The organism is Gardnerella lacydonensis (assembly GCF_048545055.1).
GTDB lineage: Bacteria > Actinomycetota > Actinomycetes > Actinomycetales > Bifidobacteriaceae > Bifidobacterium > Bifidobacterium vaginale_C.
Window position 1 is genome coordinate 81428 of sequence record NZ_JBKQXT010000004.1, and the last position, 19594, is coordinate 101021.

Below are 19594 nucleotides of genomic sequence, written 5' to 3' on the forward strand. Positions count from 1 at the left end.
TTAAAACAAAATTTTACAAAAACACGTACAAAACAGCCTATAGCACTACGAAAGTTACATTGGGAATTGCTTATAGAATCTTTCAACAGACTGTTTTAAACCAGTCACTTCAAATACAACAGTGTCATTTTGCCATATGGCACTAGCTTTAGTCTTACTATTATCATCTGCCTTCAAAACATAGCTTCCAGTAGCCTTACCAGCAACCTGAATCTTTCCAGAAGCAATATCACTTCCAGCTAATGCATCAGTCAAAAGCTCATATTGCTTATTTGCTAAATCACGACTACTCCATTGAGCAACAACGACTGAAACATCACTGCCAGATTCTCCCGTAGAATATCTAACAGTGTATTCTTCCAAAGGAGATGCGGAAGACCATTTAGCACTAGGAGAAGCATCAACACGCGCAAAATCAAGAACACTATCTGGCATAGATCTTAACAGTGCAGTAGATGTACTAGGCAAATCTTTAGACTTAATTGATGGAGTTTTTGCAGAAGACACCTGAGTTTTAGCAGACTGCGGTTGCTGGCGATTTAACGCCCAGCCAGGCCATATGAATGCGGAAACTATAGCTAAAACGACCACTATTACGGCAACTATAAGAACTTTTCGTAAGTTGTTATGAGAAGCAGATACAGATGAAGTCGAGTTAGAAGGATTATTCGCATAAGAATTCATATTTTTTACCCCACATAACACTGTTCAACATACTTGGATTATCTCACAAAAGTATGACGGTAAAATGTCTACAAATGCAGCTAGCGTCAAATCATGGCTGCAAAATCTACTACTTACTACTTATGCTCCGAATGCGGTTGGAGTGGTTCAAAATGGTATGGTCGTTGTCCAGAATGTGGCGAATGGGGTACATTAAGCGAGTTTCACGAGCCTAAAGCTACAAGCGGAGTTTCACGAGCCTCCACAAGATCTAGAAATGCAAAAAATAACATTTCTACAATAACAAATCTTGATTCTAGCGTAGATGCTCAGCCAATCAGTGAAATTACAGCAGATAATGGCATGCGAATCCACACAGGATTTAGCGAATTTGACCGCGTTTTAGGAGGCGGGCTTGTTCCAGGATCAGTAACGCTTATAGCAGGCGAACCAGGAATCGGAAAATCTACTCTACTTTTAGAGACAGCAGGAAAAATTGCCAAGAATTGCAACGAATCTGCAAAAAACACTGCCGAATACACAAAAAATTTAGTCCTGTACATTTCTGGCGAAGAATCAAAGTCGCAAGTAAAATTGCGCGCATCACGCATAAATGCCATAAGTCAAAATCTTCTTCTTGCTTCTACAACAGACTTAAACACAGCTTTAGCACTAATCGAAAAATATAAGCCAACTCTTGCAATTGTAGATTCGGCACAAACTATTGTTTCTAGCGATGTTGAAGGAATTACAGGAGGCTCCACTCAAGTTCGAGAAGTAGCTAGCGCGCTTATAGACGTTGCTAAAACTTGCGATATTCCAATTCTTCTTGTTGGACACGTTACAAAAGACGGCTCGATTGCAGGTCCTCGCACGCTTGAACATCTTGTAGACACGGTTTGCCAATTTGAAGGAGATAGTCAAACCGCATTACGCATGCTTCGCGCTGTTAAAAATCGTTTTGGACCTACAGACGAAGTTGGCTGCTTCGACATGAGTGGCGATGGTATTGAAGAGGTTCCAGATCCTTCTGGGCTGTTCCTGTCTTCTAATGGAGATTGTAAAAACGAAGGAACGTGCGTAACTTTTACTTTAGAAGGACACAGAAGCATACCTATTGAAATTCAGGCTCTTGTTACAGATTCAGTTCTGCCAGCCCCTAGACGCGCAGTTTCTGGAGTAGACACAAACAGAATTGCCATGCTTACCGCTGTTTTATATAGACATGGTGGATTAAATCTTTTATCTAAAGACATTTACGTTTCTACGATTGCTGGAGCTAAGGCGAAAGAACCTGCTTGCGATTTAGCAATAGTGGCAAGTTTGGCGAGCGCAGCCAAAAATAAGGCAGTTTTACCTTTAACTTGTGCGATTGGTGAGATTAGTCTTACCGGTCAAATTCGCCCAGCTTCTAGAATGGAACCTAGAATTAGAGAAGCAGCTAGGATCGGTTATAAGCGTGCAATCGTGTGTAATATGCGAAAGAAAATTAGCATTCCCGGTATTGACATAATCGAAGTAGAGAATTTAAGAGAAGCTTTGAACGCACTTGGATTGTAGGAATAATATAAGAGCCTTATATAGGAGTTTAATATGATTGATTTTAGCGAATGGGCTGCTATCACTTCGCAGAGAACTAACAAATCTCTTGCTGGGGCGCGCGTGTTTATTGGAGATAACAATATTCAAAATGAGAATTCTAAAAATAGTGACCCAAATAGTGATGTGGAAAAATTCTTACAGAGCGCGCAATCTTGGGGAATAATTCCTACAACTTGTAAACAATATGCAGATTTTGACGCCACTAAATCTTACGAAAATATAGAATACACTATGGTTAATGCGCCTAATTTAAGCGGAAAAGACGCAATAGATTACGCGCAAAAACATATGCCAGTAATGCGCACGCTACTTAACGACTTGAAAGAAAATGGACTTGATTTAAAAGGCGTTAGAATAGCTGTTTGCCTTGTGTTGGAGCCAAAAACAGCTGTATTGCTTAGAGAATTGCATGCGCACGGAGCGATTGTTGGCGTTTTTTGCGGTCCAGATGAAACTGACCAGCGTGTAGCAGATCAGCTTAAAAAAGAAGGCATTTTAGTACAAGCAAACCGAGATTGGACACCTGAACAAACTCATGAAGGTGCGCTAAAACTCTTAGACGAAATACAACCAGACATAATAATCGACGATGGAGCTAGTTTTGCGCGCCTAGCAAGCCTGGAACGCCCGCAAATCGCAGCTAATCTAATAGGAGTTGCAGAAGAAACAACTAGCGGAGTGCGCGCTTTTGAAGCAATGCAAAAAGCAGGTCGTTTACACTACCCTGTAATCGCAGTAAATAACAGCGCTCTAAAAACCGATTTTGACAATAGACATGGAACTGGCGAAACATGTGTTACTACGATGCAACAAATTCTTGGAAGCGAATGCTTTAAAAACTCTAAAGTAACTGTTGTTGGATATGGACCAGTGGGTCGTGGATTTGCTTTAAGAATACGCGCATTGGGTGCAAAAGTTACGATTTGCGATACAAATCCTGTTCAAGCTTTGCGAGCAGTTTTCGATGGATTTGAAGCTCATAATCTTGAATGCGCTGTTAAAAAAAGCAATATGATTGTTTCTGCAACAGGCGTTAGACACACGATTACATTGCAACACATGCAAAACATGCAAGAAAACGCGATTTTAGCTGTTATTGGCGGAATTGCAAACGAGATTGCACTAGACGAAATCCCTGATTTTAAGCCAGTTGTTGGAACTCCACAAAGAAAAATCCAAGTTCCGTGCGGTCCGCAAATCACACTAATAAGTGAAGGAGACGGCACAAATTACACTACAGGCGGCGGAAATCCTATTGAGATTATGGACTTTAGTTTTGCTGTTCAAGTAAGCGCAGTAGCGTATTTGCTAGAGCACAATGGGAAAAACAAGAAAAATAGCGACAAAAATCGGCTTGATTCTGGAATTTACCAATTGCCAGAAAGCTCCGATAATCAAATAGCAAGTATTGCATTAGCAGAACGCGGATATAGTGCTAGCGAATCCAATAAAAATAATGGTTATAGATGGGATTTAACAAGATTTGCCGAAGACGAAAATATTTAGATGAAATCCAATTAACCAAATCATAATAAATCTAAGCAATAATAGAGTAACAGAAGCAAAATTAGTTAAACGATAATTCCATAAGGAAAGCAATGCTTACAGATCCAATACGCGCACTTGCACACCCAACGCCGCTTAGCGAAGTAACCTTATACAGTGCAGCAATGGTTATTCCAGTAACAGGTCCTATTATTCCCGAAGGAGCCGTAGCAGTATCGAATGGGCGAGTTGTACACGTTGGAACAAGACAGTGGGTATTAGACACTCTAAAAGATGAAATGCCAGACGATTCATATAGGAAGATGTTTAACAACGAACGACATTGGCATGGTCTTATGACACCAGGTCTTATAAACGCCCACACGCATTTGCAATACACGAATATGGCAAGCGTGGGCCGCGGCGAATACCGCAATTTTCGAGACTGGGAAGAAGGATTCAATGTTGTTTATGACAAATTACAAGAAGAAAAACAAAAAAATCCATCGCTAACAACTTGGAAGACTTCTGCACAAGAAGGCGCCAGAATGATGGTGGAAGCTGGCACTACTGCAGCTGCCGACATTGTAACCGATATCGAAGCAGTTGGAGCGCTTGCAAGCCAAGGCATGCACGGCATAGCCTATTGGGAGGTAATGGGCTGGAAAAACGTTGACTGGAAGGAAGAAGGCTACGCTAAGCTGCTCGAAATGCTTGGCAAAATGATGAACAACGGCAGCGTACCGAGTATAGGAATTAGCCCACACGCACCTTACAGTCTAGAAACCGAACCTTTTGTAGATTTGCCAGACATTGCAAGGCAGCTAAACATGCGCTTGCACATACACTTAGCAGAAACACCTATGGAGGCTGGAAATCACGCCGATACACTCACCACGTATTCCGCCCCAGATTGGAATGCTAACGTTTGGGCAAGCTACAGCGAACTTAAAGCACATGGAATGACGGCTTCTGCAATTCAGTTTTTGGATCAGCTCGGCTCCCTTGGACCAGACGTACATATTGCGCACGGAGTTTGGGCAGATGGCGAAGACCGCAGAATTTTGCGCCAACGCGGAGTGGGAGTAGCGTTGTGCCCAAGATCCAACCGCATTACTGTTACAGAACGAGACGCGCCAATTCGCGACTACATGGAAGAAGGAAACTTGCTTGCGATTGGTACGGATTCGCTATCTTCTTCCCCATCTCTTGACGTTTTAGACGACGCTGCAAAAGTCTATGATTTAGCAACAGCGCAAGGGTATAGAAAAGATGATTTATCTCACCGCATTATTCGCATGATGACTTTGGGCGGAGCCAGCGTTATGGGTTTGCATGTTGGACCACATAGAATAGGACAGATTAATGCTGGAGCTACAGCAGACCTTGCGTTCTTTGATATTCCAACCGATACAGAATCTCCTCAAGGAATTGAGGAAACTCTTCACAATTTTGTGCGCCACGGTGCAGGTAGTGCAAAAGCAACAGTTATCTCTGGAAATCTTGTATACAATAATAGTGCTTTTGCTCAATAATCTGATGCAAACACAGATAGGACGTTTAACGAACACATTTAACGCAAATATTAACGCAAATATGAAAAATAAAAGGAGCATGCATTATGAGTGTCAGTTTAGAAAATATGAGTGATTACGCCAAAAACCTTGTTAAAGAATTACAGTTAGAAGCCCACCCAGAAGGCGGATGGTACACCCGCGACTGGCAAGCAGCGCAACTATATAGCGCAAATAACAACGAAAATACTTCAAACGCGAGCGCAAACAATACGCAAATTGACGAAAACACTGGCGCAGACGCACCAAGACCATTGGCTTCTCTTATTTACTTTCTTTTACCAGCTGGCGATTCAAGCGCATGGCATAAAGTTGATGCAGATGAAATTTGGTTATGGCACGGACCATCAAATCTTATGATTGAGCTTGGTGGATGCGGTAAAACCCCTTGTGATGAGGCAGATTTGCAGCGTTTTACTCTTGGAAACTCTAAAGATTGCAATGGCTTATCCACGCGCGGACATCTTGTAATTCCTGCTGGAACATGGCAGAGAACAATACCAAGCGATGGCGATGTTCTTGTTTCTTGCGTAGTAAGCCCTGGCTTTACTTTCAGCGGCTTTGATTTAGCAGAGAAAAACGATTCAAATAAGTAAACTAGTCTGCAGTTATTTAACAAGCGCCTTCAAAACACGCAAAGTTAACAATCCTGCTTGATTAGCCGCAAGAACCAAATCATCCTTATGCGAGTCCACAGATTCGTATGATTCTCCACAACGGTTGCTCATTGAGCGAATCGCAAGGAATGGAACACCGTTTTTAGCCGCAATATGTGCAGCAGCCGCGCCTTCCATCTCTTCGCAATCGCCAAAAACCGTTGCTCGCACAGCGTCTAAAATATCAGGATCTGTGTTAAATTGGTCACTTGTTGCTATGTTTCCACACACATAAGCAGCGCTATTTACATTAGACTCGCTTTGCTTAAAGTCCGAGGATAAGTCGCCAGCAACCGAAGAGGATTCTTCCAAAGACTTCTCAAGCCTAAATCCTAATAATTCTGCCTCTTTAGCAGCTAAATCGCATAATTTTGGATCTGATTCAAAAACAGATTTGTACGGAGCACACTCTGCAATAATCTGCGTATTTGTTTCTAAATAGTGAAGATTTTTGCCTATAACAATATCTCCAACACTAAGACGCGGATTTAAAGCACCTGCGATTCCGCTAAAAATCAACACTTGTGGATTGGATTCGATTATCAACGCTTGAGCTGCAGCTGCTGCAGCAGACTTCCCCATTCCAGCAACACATATTGTAAGAGTAGGATTTTCACCTTTGCCATTCGAAGCGATTTTGCCCTGAATAAAAGTAACCCCATACGAATCCCAAGTTTTATAATCCCCACAAAATGCTTGAAGAATAGGCTGAGCTTCTTTTTGAAGTGCAACTATAACAGCAAGTTTTGAAAGATGACTAAAAGCTTTAGAGTTTTCAGAAAAATCGTCAGCCACGCTATGTTCAAAATTATTTAACATGAAATACTCCTCAAAAAGCAACACACCGTATGTAACTGACACTTAACATACTACGACTTAAGTCTAATCACCACAAAACCACGTATTAAATCAACAAAATATAGCGCGTTATAAACAATCGCGATAACAATTCTGTAACAATTAAGCCTTAAATGCTTTCAGCATCTTATAAACTATCAAATGTACGGCCGCAAAACCTACTTAAATCGCTTAAAAAACGAATAAGCGAAAAATCTTAAGGTTTTAGCAAAAACAAGGAGAAAAAATGGCTATTTTCGTACACAACAACTTGCACACCAACCGCGTAGCAGTCGCTGCTACAAAAATTGCAGCAGCAGCATTAGCAATGGCAGCAATGGTTAGCACAGCAGCATGCGGCAGCCAAAACGCACAAGATCCAAACCAAAAGACGATTACCCCAGGCGTTTTGACAATCGGCACAGCTCAGCCAACTTACACACCTTGGATGTACGACAACAAGCCAGAAAACGGCAAGGGATACGAATCTGCAGTAGCATACGCTGTTGCAAAGAAACTCGGATACGATAAAGACAAGGTAAAGTGGGTTCGCACAACCTTTGACTCCGCAGTAACCCCAGGACCAAAAGACTTTGATTTTAACCTTCAACAGTTCTCTATTACAGAAGAGCGCAAGAAGGCAGTAGACTTTTCACCAAGCTACTACAACGCAACTCAGGGTGTTGTGGTCAAAAAAGATAGCAAGTTTGCTAACGCGAAGACCTTAGCAGACCTTAAAACCGCTACAATTGGCGCAATGGTTGGAACAACAAGCTACAGCTTTGCTAAAGACAAGATTAAGAGCGATATTCAAACCTTTAACGATAATGACGCTTTGGTTCAGGCTCTTGATTCTAAGCAGATTGACGCACTTGTTATAGATACTCCATCTTCCGTAAACATTGTGCGCAGCAAGCAGGTTAAAGACGGCGTTGTTCTTGGACAGATTGCAGGATCGGAAGATAAGGAAGGAACTGGATTGGTACTTCCAAAAGGCTCTAAGCTTACTGCAGACGTTACTAAGGCTGTGAATGCGTTAGAAAAAGATGGAACTTTGAAGAAACTCCAAGAAAAGTGGCTTGCAGAGTACACGACTAATGTGCCAGTTCTGAAGTAAAAACTAAACCAAAAATAAAGAAAAATAAATAAAAATCGTACTAACGTCATTACCAATACGCATTATTGTAAGCAACTTGTAACCCAATCGTCACATAAAAGTGCTTACAATAGTGCGTATCATTCATTATGTCGAAAGGCTCAGGCTACCGCCAATGACAGTACTTACCGGCACTGCAACAGATTCTGCAAGCAACAAATCGAATAAGTCACTCTCCAATACACCGTCACTATCTAGCGCTAACACTGCGTTAGATGAAGGAACATACGCTTTAAGTGATATTGAGATTGAGCGCAAAGCAATACGCAAAAAGCAAAATCTTAAATCAGTTTTAACAAGCATAATAAGCACTTTAGTATTGCTTGGCGTGTGCATTGCGGCACTTGCAATGAGTCCTGGTTGGCCAAGAGTGCGCGAAACATTCTTCTCTGGCAAATACTTCATGCTATCTTTGCCATCTGTTTTGCAAGGCTTAATGCTTAATCTGCAGGTGCTAGTATTCGCTGTTATTGGAGTAGCAATACTTGGAACTTTAATTGCTGTTATTCGCACAAGCGTAAGCCCAATGCTTTTCCCTTTGCGAGCTATAGCGCAATTCTACACAACTATTATGCGCGGCATACCAATGCTTGTTGTGCTTTACTTAATCGGCTTCGGCATACCAGGATTGCAGCTTTTTGGGCGCATTCCTCCAGCAGTACTCGGTACAATCGCCATTGTTATGAGCTACTCCGCATATGTTGGAGAGGTATTGCGCGCAGGCTTTGAAGACGTGCATCCATCTATGCGAGCATCCGCAAGGTCACTTGGTCTAACATCTGGGCAAACTGTGCGATTAGTGGTAATTCCTCTTGGCTTAAGAAAAGTAGCTCCTGCCTTAATGAACGACTTCATATCAATGCAAAAAGATGCAGGACTCATATCGGTTTTGGGCGCTGTAGACGCTGTTCGAGCCGCTCAAATATCTGTAGCAACTTCTTATAACTTCACTCCATACGTTGTAGCAAGCGTTGTGTTTATAGCGCTGAGCATTCCGTTTATTGTTCTAAACGATTGGTATACGGCAAGACTGCGCAAACGCGAGCTAAACGGAGGAACCGTGTGATGAATAACTTAACAAACCAGAAGGTAAGTCAGCAAATGAGCGATTACACAAACACAAGTGATCAAACGAGTACAAGCGATTACACGGATTCAACACCAGTTTTGCGCTTAAGCAATATTCGCAAATCGTATAACTCAACACCTGTTCTTAAAGGCATTTCTTTTGATATTGCGCCTCACGAAGTGGTAGCTCTTTTAGGACCTTCTGGAAGCGGAAAATCTACTCTTATGAAGTGCATTAATCTGCTTGAGCGAGTAGACGACGGTCAAGTTTGGCTTGGAAACACAGATATTACAGATCCTCGTATAAATCAGGATCAAATTAGATCTCAAATCGGAGTTGTGTTCCAGCAATTCAATCTTTTTACACATATGAGCGTTTTAGACAATGTAACTCTTGCTGCGCGAAAAGTTCACCATTGGGCTAAAGACCGCGCAGAAAGCCGCGCAATGGAGCTTCTATCTAGGATTAAGCTAGAAAATAAAGCAAAGTCTTACCCAGATCAGCTTTCGGGAGGCCAGCAGCAACGAGTGGCAATTGCGCGCGCGCTTATGACAAGCCCACAACTTTTGCTTTTAGACGAGATTACGTCCGCACTAGACCCAATGCTTGTTGGAGAAGTTCTAGACATGGTTGCGGAGCTAAAACAGCAAGGAACCACGATTTTAATGGCTACTCACGAGATGCATTTTGCGCACGAAGCTGCCGATAGAGTGGTTTTGCTACGAAACGGCGTTGTTGCAGAAAATGGCACGCCATACGAGGTTATGGACGCTTGCACAGACCCAGAAACACAAAACTTCTTTAAGTCTTTCCGACATTGATTTTTTAGGAACAAACGCGGTAATCGCGCTCGCGTAAGCGTAATCCTATTCCCGCGTTTGTTCCCAGAACCACCAAATCCGACTACAAAACCAAGAACACCTTCCCACGTTTGTTTACCAAAACACCAAATATAGAAACAAAACCAAGAACACTTGCCCGTGTTTGTTTACGTATTTGGCGATTTTGGGAACAAACACGGGATAAAAGAAACGTCACACAATCATGCATAACTAAACGTTGCAGGATCGTGCCCCATGCGCTCATTAGAGTTCAAGTTATCTATTGCGCGTATTTCGTCATCCTCAAGACTAAATCCAAAAACATCAATATTTTCAAGTTGCCTATTTGCTGAAACAGATTTAGGTATGATAATGTATCCATGTTCAATATGCCAGCGCAAAATCACCTGAGCACAAGTAACATCATGATTCTTAGCAATAGTTTCCAAAACACCATCGCCGATATTCAAATCACGTCCGCGCGCCAATGGAGAATACGCTTCAATAGCAATATTATGCTTCTTGCAAAAATCAACTACATTAGACTGCTGCCAGCTCGGATGCAATTCAATCTGATTCACTTGAGGCCACTGACCAACTTCATCATATAAACGCTGCAAATCAGAAGGCATAAAGTTGCACACACCAAGCGAACGTACCCTACCTTCCTCTTTCAACTTAACAAATGCTTTCCATGTTTCTGCAGAACGCCAATTAAATGGTGTAGGCCAATGAATCATATACATATCCACATAGTTCAAGCAAAGATCCGCAAGTTGAGAATCAAAAGCCTTTAAAGTACTGTCATACCCCTGCTGTGAATCTCTAACCTTTGTAGTCACCCATAGGTTTTCTCGCAATTCGCCAGTATTAAAACCAGTTTCGCGCAATACTTCGCCTAGTTCATTCTCATTGTTATATCCAGCTGCAGCATCAATATGTCTGTATCCTAGCGAAAGAGCGCTTTCTACAACATCATGCATACTTACTTTATCAACTCGAAGTACACCTAAACCAACTTGTGGTATAGAATTGCCATCCGATAATAAAATGTTAGGCACAATGTGCATATCTTCATTCATTAAAACACCCCTTCGCTATAATTGACCATTATTTTCAAAGGCAATAATAACACAACAAACACTCCTCACTAGAGACGCAATAACGCCAATATTACTTAACATTAAGCTTGTAATACATTTGAGAAATCTGTAGATTGCGCTCAAAATCTTGGGCATTAGTGTTTTTATCAATCACAGCTAGTTCAACACCAGAGATACGCGCAAAATCTTCCCAAACTTCTCTACCAATTGACGTTGTCATACAAGTATGATGGGATCCACCAGCCAATAACCAGCATTGCGCAGACAAAGATAGACTTGGCTGCGGTTTCCACATGGCGCGAGCGCAAGGCAAATTCTTTAAGCTTCCAGACGGCTCTACAACATCTACGACATTCATTAAAAGTCTAAATCTACTGCACATATCCGCAAGAGAAACCACAACAGCATCCTTTTTAGGAGCAGCAGTAAACACGAGTCGAACAGGATCTGATTTTCCGCCGATACCCAATGGGTATATAGCAAGACGAGGTTTTTGAATACTTCCAATAGAAGGCGAAACTTCTAACATATGTGATCCTAATATCATTTCGTTATCTGGCTCAAAATGATACGAGTAATCTTCCATAAGAGAAGCTCCACCTTCAAGACCATACCCCATAACTAATCCCAAACGAACCAATATTGCGGTTTTCCAATCCCCTTCTGCCGAGAAACCCCATCCATATTCGGAAGGAAAACGTTGAGCAGCAACTCCTGGAAGTTGAGAAAGACCACCAAGATCTTCAAAATTATCTACTGCAGCAGTAGCATCATAATCACGCATCATGGATACCATTCCAATTTCCTGCTTAGCTGCAATTAACAGAGAATCATATTTTTGATTTAATAATTCTGGATCAACATTGTATTTATTTTTATAATCTTCTATCAAATCTTTAGCTTGCTTATCTGTAGCACGATTAACATATGAATTTAATTCGTTTACAGACCAAGTATTAATAGATGCACCAAAGATTTTCTCAGCTTCAGTTTTATCTCCTTCAGTAACTGCAACGTTACGCATATTGTCTCCCCAACGCATAACGTTCATATTGTTAGACGCCCACCAGCCTAAACACGCACGAACCCAAGCATTTATGCGATCCGAAACTTCTGGATTCGTATAATGACCAACAACTATTTTTCTTCTGATACCAAGTCTAGAAACAATATAACCGAATTCTCTATCTCCATGAGCAGCTTGATTTAAATTCATAAAATCCATATCAATACTGTCCCAAGGTATTTCACGATGATACTGAGTATTCAACTGAAGCAAAGGTTTACGCAACAGTTCTAATCCGCGAATCCACATTTTTGCTGGCGAGAACGTGTGCATCCAAGCAATCACACCTATACAAGATTCTTTTGAAGAAGCATCAACCATAAAATTACGCACAGCGTCAGATGACTTTAAGGTTGGTTTCAAAACAATTTTCACAGGTATCGAATGTTTATTATTTAAATAATCTACAATTTCTCTAGCTTGTGTTGCCACTTGTTCTAGGGTTTCTGGACCATATAGTTCTTGTGAACCTACAGCAAACCACACTTCTTTGTTCTCAAAAGGATTTTCCATAGCCATTATTTACTCCTATACGACTTATATATGTAATTGTCTTATATATGTAATTGTCTTTAGATTATTTTTATTAGTTTTGTCCGTAAACATTTTGATATCGTTTATTAAGCGAATTGATATCTTCTTGCTTTATATCGATTATTTTCCCTATTTGCCTAGCAGCCCACATTGTTTTGGCTACTTCTTCCGTCATAGCAGCAGCTTTCACAGCACTTTCTGCATCTTTTCCAATGACGAATGGACCGTGATTTTGCATCAAAACCGCTGGCGACTTAGGATATTTGCGTAATGTTTCAACAACGCCTTGTCCAATGGCCTCACTACCAATCAACCTGAATGGTCCAACTGGAACAGAACCTCCAAACTCATCTCCCATCATTGTTAATCCACACGGTATATTTTCTCCAATAGCAGCCCAAGCAGTAGCGTAAGTCGAATGAGTGTGCACTACTCCAAATACTTCAGGCATATTCCTATAAATATAAGCATGCGAAGCTGTGTCAGAACTTGGAGAATAGGATCCATCAACAACATTCCCATCTAGATCACAAACAATCATTGATTCAGGAGTTAGTCTTTCGTATCGTACTCCAGAAGGCTTAATAACCATTAAATCAGCAGTATGCAAACGTTGAGAAACATTTCCCGCAGTCCACACAACTAAATTCCATTTAATAAGTTGATCATGCAAATTGGATACTAATTCGCGTACCAGTTTTACCTCAGATTGAGTTTCTTGTGAATAATCTTTTAAAGTTTTCATAATTACTATTTCTTTCTAATAAATTTTTTAAAAATATGATGAGAAAACACTATTTTTAGTCTGACTTAAGCAATCTTCTGCGCAATATTTTTACGGCATCGTAGCTATTGCTGCATGTTCTATTGGCAATGACCTCATAAATTGCTCAAAATACCTCTGGAATCCTTCCACGTCATCCTTACGAGGGAACACGGTGACTGAATTCACATGAGCAAATACTTCATTTTGCAAAAAGTCTATTAATGTTATATTTTTTCGTCTAATGTACGATGCTAAAATCGCCATTCCCCACGATCCGCCTTCAGAAGCCGTAGGCATAGTGGTTACTGGAACACCAAACGCCGCCGAAGCAATACGCTGAGAAACTTCAGGGGTGGCAAAAATACCACCATGGCCAAGCAAAGAATCAATTTCAACATGCTCTTCTTTTGTTAAAACATTCATTCCAATAGTCACTGGACAAAATGCTCCATATAGTTGAGCACGCATAAAGTTTCCGAGTGAAAGTTTTGCTTGCGGACCGCGAGCAAATACAAATCGCCCTTCTTCCAAACCTGCTTGGAACTCTCCAGAAGAAAAACAGTAGTTAATATTTCCTCCAGCATCAAATTCAGTTCCATTATCAACAGCAGAATTAAACAGGCTTGTATATAACAAATCCATTGATATTGGTTTTCTTATTGCATCAGCAAATTGAGAGAATAAGTTAACCCAAGCATTTAAATCTGTAGTGAAATTATTAGCATGACTCATTGCAGATAAATGACCATCTGGAGTCATAACTATATCTAACTCTTTGTGAGATTTTGACAAAGGACGCTTTAAAACAACAGTTGCAAAAATAGATGTCCCAGCCGAAACATTACCAGTACCAGGCTTTAATGTATTGGTTGCAACCATACCAGTTGCCGCATCTCCTTCAGGAGGAACAAATGGTATTCCTGGATTCAAAATGCCACTAGGGTCAAGAAGAGAAACACCATCAACTGTCAATCGACCAGCAAATTCTCCAGCTGAAAGAGGTGTAGGTAAAATATCCTTCAAATTCCAAGGCTGACTAGATATTTCAGAAAGATTCTCAATTTTATTTAACGCATTCTCATCCCAGCTTAAACTGTTTGAATCCATAGGAAACATTCCAGAAGCATCCGACAATCCTAATACTTTTTTGCCAGTAAGCTTCCAATGAATATAGCCAGATAGCGTAGTAAAGAATGCTACATTATGTACATGTTCTTCCTCGTCAAGCGCACATTGATACAAGTGAGCTATCGACCAGCGCTCCGGTATATTAAGATTCAATTCACTAGAAAGAATTCTGTGAGCATCATGCGTATTAGTATTTCTCCAAGTCCTAAATGGCACAAGCAACTTATTTCTATTATCAAAGGCTAAATAACCATGCATCATTGCTGAAATACCAATGCCGCCAATATTATTTAAACGCAATTGGTAGTCTTTATTAATTTGATTACTTATCTGAGAAAAAACAGATTGTATACCATGCCAAGCATCAGATAAATCATAGGTCCACAAACCATTTTCTAGTTTGTTTTCCCACTTATAAGATCCTTCTGCAATAACTTGATATTGTCCATTAATTAAAGCACCTTTAATTCTAGTTGAACCCAACTCAATACCAAGATAAGTGTTTGCATTAATAATATCTTTTTTATTAGATGATACACTCGAAATATCACACATGATGCTCCTTTGCATGCTTTTATAAGATTCATTTATTCAAATATGTAGAAAATCTTGAATAATCAATCATCTATTACTTTTTAGAATCCTCGCTCTTATCTTTACGCTCTTGACTGAATCCTTTAAAAGCGTTGTAACCGCAATAGCCGATTACAATTAATAAGCACAATGAGAAAAGAAGAGTGTACCAAGCAAATAAGTCACCAGATTTATAAGAACCATATAAAGACTGGAATAACCAAATCGACATAAAAAAGGTAGTTAGCGCGTACATTCTAGTCTTTTGCATATATTTTTTTGGCATATATTCCTCCTTATTGTTCTTTTATACTGATTAACACCTGTTAATAACTGACAATGACTGAACGAAATTGGGCGTACACTTTTTTGTTCACAACGCTTGTGCAATACCTGAAGTGCACGCCCAATATATATACGGCATTTTTAGCGCTTACGACGCTTGCTCATTATGTCAACAGCCACTGCAGCAAGTAACACAAGACCCTTAATTGTCTTCACAATTGCAGTGTCAACACCCATGATAGACAAGCCTTGATTGATCACGCCCATAACAAAAGCACCAACAACGGCTCCAGGTATAGTTCCAACACCACCAGTTACAGCGGTACCACCGATGAAGCAGGATGCAATTGCGTCCATTTCAAATTCCATACCAGCTTGTGCAGTAGCAGATGCCAGACGAGAAAGCATAGCTACAGCAGCGATAGCAGACAAGAATCCCATATGAACAAACAAGCAGAAATCTACACGCTTAACATCAATACCAGAAAGTATTGCAGCTTTACGGTTACCTCCAACAGCATATATGTGACGTCCAAAAACTGTCTTTGTAAGAATAAAGTTGTATGCAACGACCAAAATCGCAACAATCACCAACATAATTGGAGTTCCACCCATCTCGGAATTGCCAGAGGATGCTAACAAATATGTTACAAATATGATTGCAAGAGCAGCAAATACGATCTTGCATACAGTAATCGATAGTGGTTCTGGGACTAATCCAACTTTTTCTACATGCTTACGCTTATTAATTTGGCTCCAAGCAAACAAGGCGATGCACATAAGACCAAGAACAATCGTAAGACCATCAAATGGACCCCACCAACCGAGAATATTAGGAAGATAGTTACGAGCAATTCCACGGAACGCGTCTGAAGTGATAGGCACAGATTCGCCAACTATAACCGTAGATAAACCTCGGAAGATCAGCATGCCTGCAAGAGTGGTGATGAATCCAGGAATCTCCATTCGAGCCACCCAGAAACCATGCCAGCAACCAATGAGTAAGCCAACAACAATTGATATAGCAATCGCCAATACCCAATTAACACCATAGCGTTCCATCAACAGTGCACAAACACCACCAATAAATGCGACTAAAGATCCTACAGAAAGATCAATGTGTGTGGCAATAATCACCATCACCATGCCTATTGCCAAAATAATCACATACGCATTCTGCTGAATTAAAGAAACAAAACTGTTAGGAGTTAAAAGAACACCTTTTGTGAGTATTTGGAACACAACGACAATAACGATTAAAGCTCCAACGATTCCATATTGTCTTGCATTATCGGTAATTGTCGAAAGAATACTTGATTTTTGTTCACCCTTCGTATCTTGGGCTAATCTGTTTTTGCTCATGATAACGCTAATTCCTTTCCTTAGTCATGCATTTCATCAGATATTCTTGGGTAAACCCATTCTTATTAACATCATCTGTGATAACGCCTTGACTTACGGTATAAATACGATCGCATATACCAATCAATTCTGGTAGTTCAGAAGAAATAACTATAACAGCTTTACCTTGATCGGCAAGCTTATCGATGATTTCATAAATTTCATACTTTGCACCAACATCTATACCACGAGTTGGCTCATCGAGAATGAGTATGTCTGGATCAGAAAGAACCCATTTTGCCAATACAACCTTTTGCTGATTTCCGCCAGAAAGCGTAGAAACTTGCACATCAATGTTTTGACATTTTATATTAAAGTTCTCTCGATATGCATCAACTTCTTTTCGCTCAATGTTTCCATCAACAACACCTAATTTGCTCATTTTTGACAATGAAGCAATAGATGAATTTTCGCGAATATTCTGCAAAAGATTTAAACCATAACCTTTACGATCTTCTGTAGCATAAGCCAAACCAGCATTAATTGCTTCTTGCACATTGCGCAATTCGACTTTTTTACCTTTAATATAAAGATCACCAGTTATATTGGAGCCATATGAGCGTCCAAAAACACTCATAGCCAATTCGGTTCTGCCAGCACCCATCAATCCAGCCAATCCAATAATTTCGCCAGAACGAACATACAAATTAGCATTATCGACTATTATTCGGCTATTATCCATTGGATGATGAACTGTCCAATTGGTTATACGAAGATATTCTTCACCAGATTGATTTGTTTCGTGCTTAGGATACAGATTGGTTAATTCTCGACCTACCATTTTACGAATTAATTCATCGTAATCTAATGGCGTTTCTGGTGTAATATACATTTCACCAACTGTCGATCCGTCACGAATTATAGTAACGTTATCTGCTATTACAGCAACTTCATTAAGCTTGTGCGTAATTATAATGCTTGTAACGCCATGTTCATCTCTTAATTGGCGAACAAGCTGTAGTAAATGCGCAGAGTCCTCATCATTTAATGCTGCAGTTGGTTCATCAAGAATCAGCAACTTTACATTTTTAGATAAAGCCTTAGCAATCTCTACAAGCTGCTGTTTACCAACACCAATATCCATAATCTTTGTATCTGGATCTTCTGGCAAACCAACGCGTTTAAGAAGTTCTGCAGCTTTAGCTCGAGTTTCGCTCCAATCAATTACTCCATTTTTTGAGCATTCATTTCCCATGAAAATATTTTCGGAAATTGAAAGAAATGGATTTAAAGTCAGCTCCTGATGAATAATAACAATTCCATCACGTTCTGAATTTTTAATATTACTATATTTACACTCTTTTCCGTTAAATATAATCTTTCCCGTGTAAGATCCGTAAGGATAAACACCTGATAGCACATTCATTAACGTAGATTTACCAGCACCATTTTCGCCGCAAATTGCATGAATTTCACCGCGATCAACCGAAAGATTAACATCAGTAAGAGCTTTTAGTGAACCAAACGTTTTTGTGATGTGCTGCATACTCAATATTGTGTCTTTATGCGACATCATCTACTTCCAATCATTACAACGCACAGTTTCAACTAATGGGGGCACAACTATGGCACTAATCGTGCCCCCATATTAGTTCAAATTGATAGTTAATTTTTAATGTACTAACTTATCAAAGCGTTCTTGTGTTATATAGCCATCTTTCACTAAGTCAGTAAGATTATCCTTAGTAATATCTTGTGGATTTAGCAATTTAGAAGGAACGTCTATCTTGTTGTTATTGAACTTTCCGTTAATACCAGACACCTTCTTGCCTTTAGCAATTTCCAATACCATCTGATAAACGGCTTCAGCAAGCTTATTGACATTCTTAAATACTGTCTGGCTCTGCTTTCCACGTGCAATTGAAGATACAGCTGACTCCATAGCATCCTGTCCAGTTATAATTGGCCAATTATCTGTACCTGGCTTTAAATCTGGACGCTTAGATTCAATGGCGTTGATAACACCAGTCGAAATACCATCATAAGGGCTTAATATTGCATGTAGTGGCTGACCTTTAGCATATGCAGAATCAATAATTGATTCCATATCCTTTTGAGCCTGTTCAGCTTTCCACCCTTGAACAGAAATCTTCTGCCAATCTTGAACCTTAAAGTCTTTATTCACGCCACCACCATGATTAGATGGGGAAACTAAGGCACCAGATTTAAAGTATGGTTGCAGCAAATCCCATGCACCCTTAAAGAAGTACTTAGCATTGTTATCATCTGGAGAACCAGTGAAAAGCTCAATATTGAATGGTCCCTTTGCACCATTCTTAAGACCCAACTTATCAATAATATAATTTGCTTCAAGGATACCAGTCTGCTCAAGCTGGAATGTTGCATAATAGTCAACAGCCTTTGTATTCATAATCAATCGATCGTAGGCAATTACTTTAGCTCCAGCATCATGAGCCTTCTCTACTGCAGGTCCTACAGCGCTACCATCCTTTGCAGCAACAACAACAACCTTAGCGCCGTTGTTAATCATATTTTCAATATCTGCATTTTGCTGAGCTGGTTTATCGTCTGCAAAGTTCAATATAACTTTATAGCCAGCATCTTCTAGCTTCTTCTTTAGGTTATTACCGTCTTTATTCCAACGTTCCTCCGACTTTGTTGGCATAGAGACACCAATGGTGGCACCTTTTTCAATTCCTTGACTTACGTTTTTGGATGCACCACCTCTTGAACCTGAACAGGCTGATAAACCAGCAACTACAGCAATACCTACAAATAAAGCGATTGCCTTTTTACCTATGTTCATCGACGCTCCTTTGCATCAAAAGGTTATTTGATATAGACAGCTACAACGCTATCTAATTTTTTATTATAAACTATTGTGTTAAGTTGTCAAACACATAAATCAAATTTT

General features: G+C 40.1%; 17 protein-coding genes. 7 read left to right on the forward strand and 10 right to left on the reverse strand.

Features of this window, described 5'->3' with window-relative positions; genetic code table 11:
• Positions 1-54: 54 nt before the first annotated feature.
• Entirely contained in the window at positions 55-684 is a 630-nt protein-coding gene (locus tag ACJV45_RS05320) for a hypothetical protein (RefSeq protein WP_004112066.1), read from the reverse strand.
• Positions 685-777: 93 nt separating this feature from the next.
• On the opposite strand from ACJV45_RS05320, the gene radA reads away from it, so the two are divergent.
• The 4 genes from radA to ACJV45_RS05340 all read left to right on the forward strand — a co-directional run bounded on the left by radA (position 778) and on the right by ACJV45_RS05340 (position 5920).
• Entirely contained in the window at positions 778-2223 is a 1446-nt protein-coding gene (radA, locus tag ACJV45_RS05325) for a DNA repair protein RadA (protein WP_419397812.1), read from the forward strand.
• A gap of 33 nt (positions 2224-2256) precedes the next feature.
• A complete protein-coding gene (locus ACJV45_RS05330; protein WP_419397813.1) occupies positions 2257-3771 on the forward strand; it encodes an adenosylhomocysteinase in 1515 nt (504 codons plus the stop codon).
• Between the two features lie 92 nt (positions 3772-3863).
• Entirely contained in the window at positions 3864-5285 is a 1422-nt protein-coding gene (locus tag ACJV45_RS05335; RefSeq protein WP_419397814.1) for an amidohydrolase family protein, read from the forward strand.
• Positions 5286-5371: 86 nt separating this feature from the next.
• Entirely contained in the window at positions 5372-5920 is a 549-nt protein-coding gene (locus ACJV45_RS05340) for a cupin domain-containing protein (RefSeq protein WP_419397815.1), read from the forward strand.
• A 12-nt stretch (positions 5921-5932) separates the two neighbouring features.
• On the opposite strand, the gene ACJV45_RS05345 is transcribed toward ACJV45_RS05340, so the two are convergent.
• The gene (locus ACJV45_RS05345; protein WP_419397816.1) at positions 5933-6799 is read right to left on the reverse strand and encodes a 5'-methylthioadenosine/S-adenosylhomocysteine nucleosidase family protein; all 867 of its coding nucleotides are present in this window, start codon (positions 6797-6799) and stop codon (positions 5933-5935) included.
• 265 nt (positions 6800-7064) lie between these two features.
• On the opposite strand from ACJV45_RS05345, the gene ACJV45_RS05350 reads away from it, so the two are divergent.
• The 3 genes from ACJV45_RS05350 (at position 7065) to ACJV45_RS05360 (ending at position 9863) form a co-directional block, all read left to right on the forward strand.
• Positions 7065-7934: an ABC transporter substrate-binding protein gene (locus tag ACJV45_RS05350; protein WP_020761374.1), complete on the forward strand. Its 870-nt coding sequence runs from the start codon at positions 7065-7067 to the stop codon at positions 7932-7934.
• Between the two features lie 154 nt (positions 7935-8088).
• Positions 8089-9039: an amino acid ABC transporter permease gene (locus ACJV45_RS05355; protein ID WP_419397817.1), complete on the forward strand. Its 951-nt coding sequence runs from the start codon at positions 8089-8091 to the stop codon at positions 9037-9039.
• On the forward strand, positions 9039-9863 hold the full coding sequence (locus ACJV45_RS05360) for an amino acid ABC transporter ATP-binding protein (RefSeq protein ID WP_419397818.1): 825 nt from the start codon (positions 9039-9041) through the stop codon (positions 9861-9863). The genes ACJV45_RS05355 and ACJV45_RS05360 overlap by 1 nt, the downstream gene beginning before the upstream one ends.
• Before the next feature lie 221 nt (positions 9864-10084).
• On the opposite strand, the gene ACJV45_RS05365 is transcribed toward ACJV45_RS05360, so the two are convergent.
• The 8 genes from ACJV45_RS05365 to ACJV45_RS05400 form a co-directional block, all read right to left on the reverse strand.
• Positions 10085-10945, reverse strand: a complete 861-nt coding sequence (locus tag ACJV45_RS05365; RefSeq protein ID WP_419397819.1) for an aldo/keto reductase — start codon at positions 10943-10945, stop codon at positions 10085-10087.
• A 91-nt stretch (positions 10946-11036) separates the two neighbouring features.
• Complete coding sequence (gene araA / locus ACJV45_RS05370; protein ID WP_004125629.1) at positions 11037-12551, reverse strand: L-arabinose isomerase; 1515 nt, start codon at positions 12549-12551, stop codon at positions 11037-11039.
• A 67-nt stretch (positions 12552-12618) separates the two neighbouring features.
• Entirely contained in the window at positions 12619-13311 is a 693-nt protein-coding gene (locus ACJV45_RS05375) for an L-ribulose-5-phosphate 4-epimerase (protein ID WP_016817141.1), read from the reverse strand.
• 90 nt (positions 13312-13401) lie between these two features.
• Entirely contained in the window at positions 13402-15015 is a 1614-nt protein-coding gene (locus tag ACJV45_RS05380) for a xylulokinase (RefSeq protein WP_419397820.1), read from the reverse strand.
• Between the two features lie 73 nt (positions 15016-15088).
• The gene (locus ACJV45_RS05385; RefSeq protein ID WP_004125635.1) at positions 15089-15319 is read right to left on the reverse strand and encodes a CDP-diacylglycerol--glycerol-3-phosphate 3-phosphatidyltransferase; all 231 of its coding nucleotides are present in this window, start codon (positions 15317-15319) and stop codon (positions 15089-15091) included.
• A 140-nt stretch (positions 15320-15459) separates the two neighbouring features.
• Complete coding sequence (gene mmsB / locus ACJV45_RS05390) at positions 15460-16680, reverse strand: multiple monosaccharide ABC transporter permease (RefSeq protein WP_004112039.1); 1221 nt, start codon at positions 16678-16680, stop codon at positions 15460-15462.
• Positions 16681-16687: 7 nt separating this feature from the next.
• Entirely contained in the window at positions 16688-18232 is a 1545-nt protein-coding gene (locus tag ACJV45_RS05395; RefSeq protein ID WP_165847622.1) for a sugar ABC transporter ATP-binding protein, read from the reverse strand.
• 99 nt (positions 18233-18331) lie between these two features.
• Entirely contained in the window at positions 18332-19486 is a 1155-nt protein-coding gene (locus ACJV45_RS05400; protein WP_004117014.1) for a substrate-binding domain-containing protein, read from the reverse strand.
• Positions 19487-19594 lie beyond the last annotated feature (108 nt).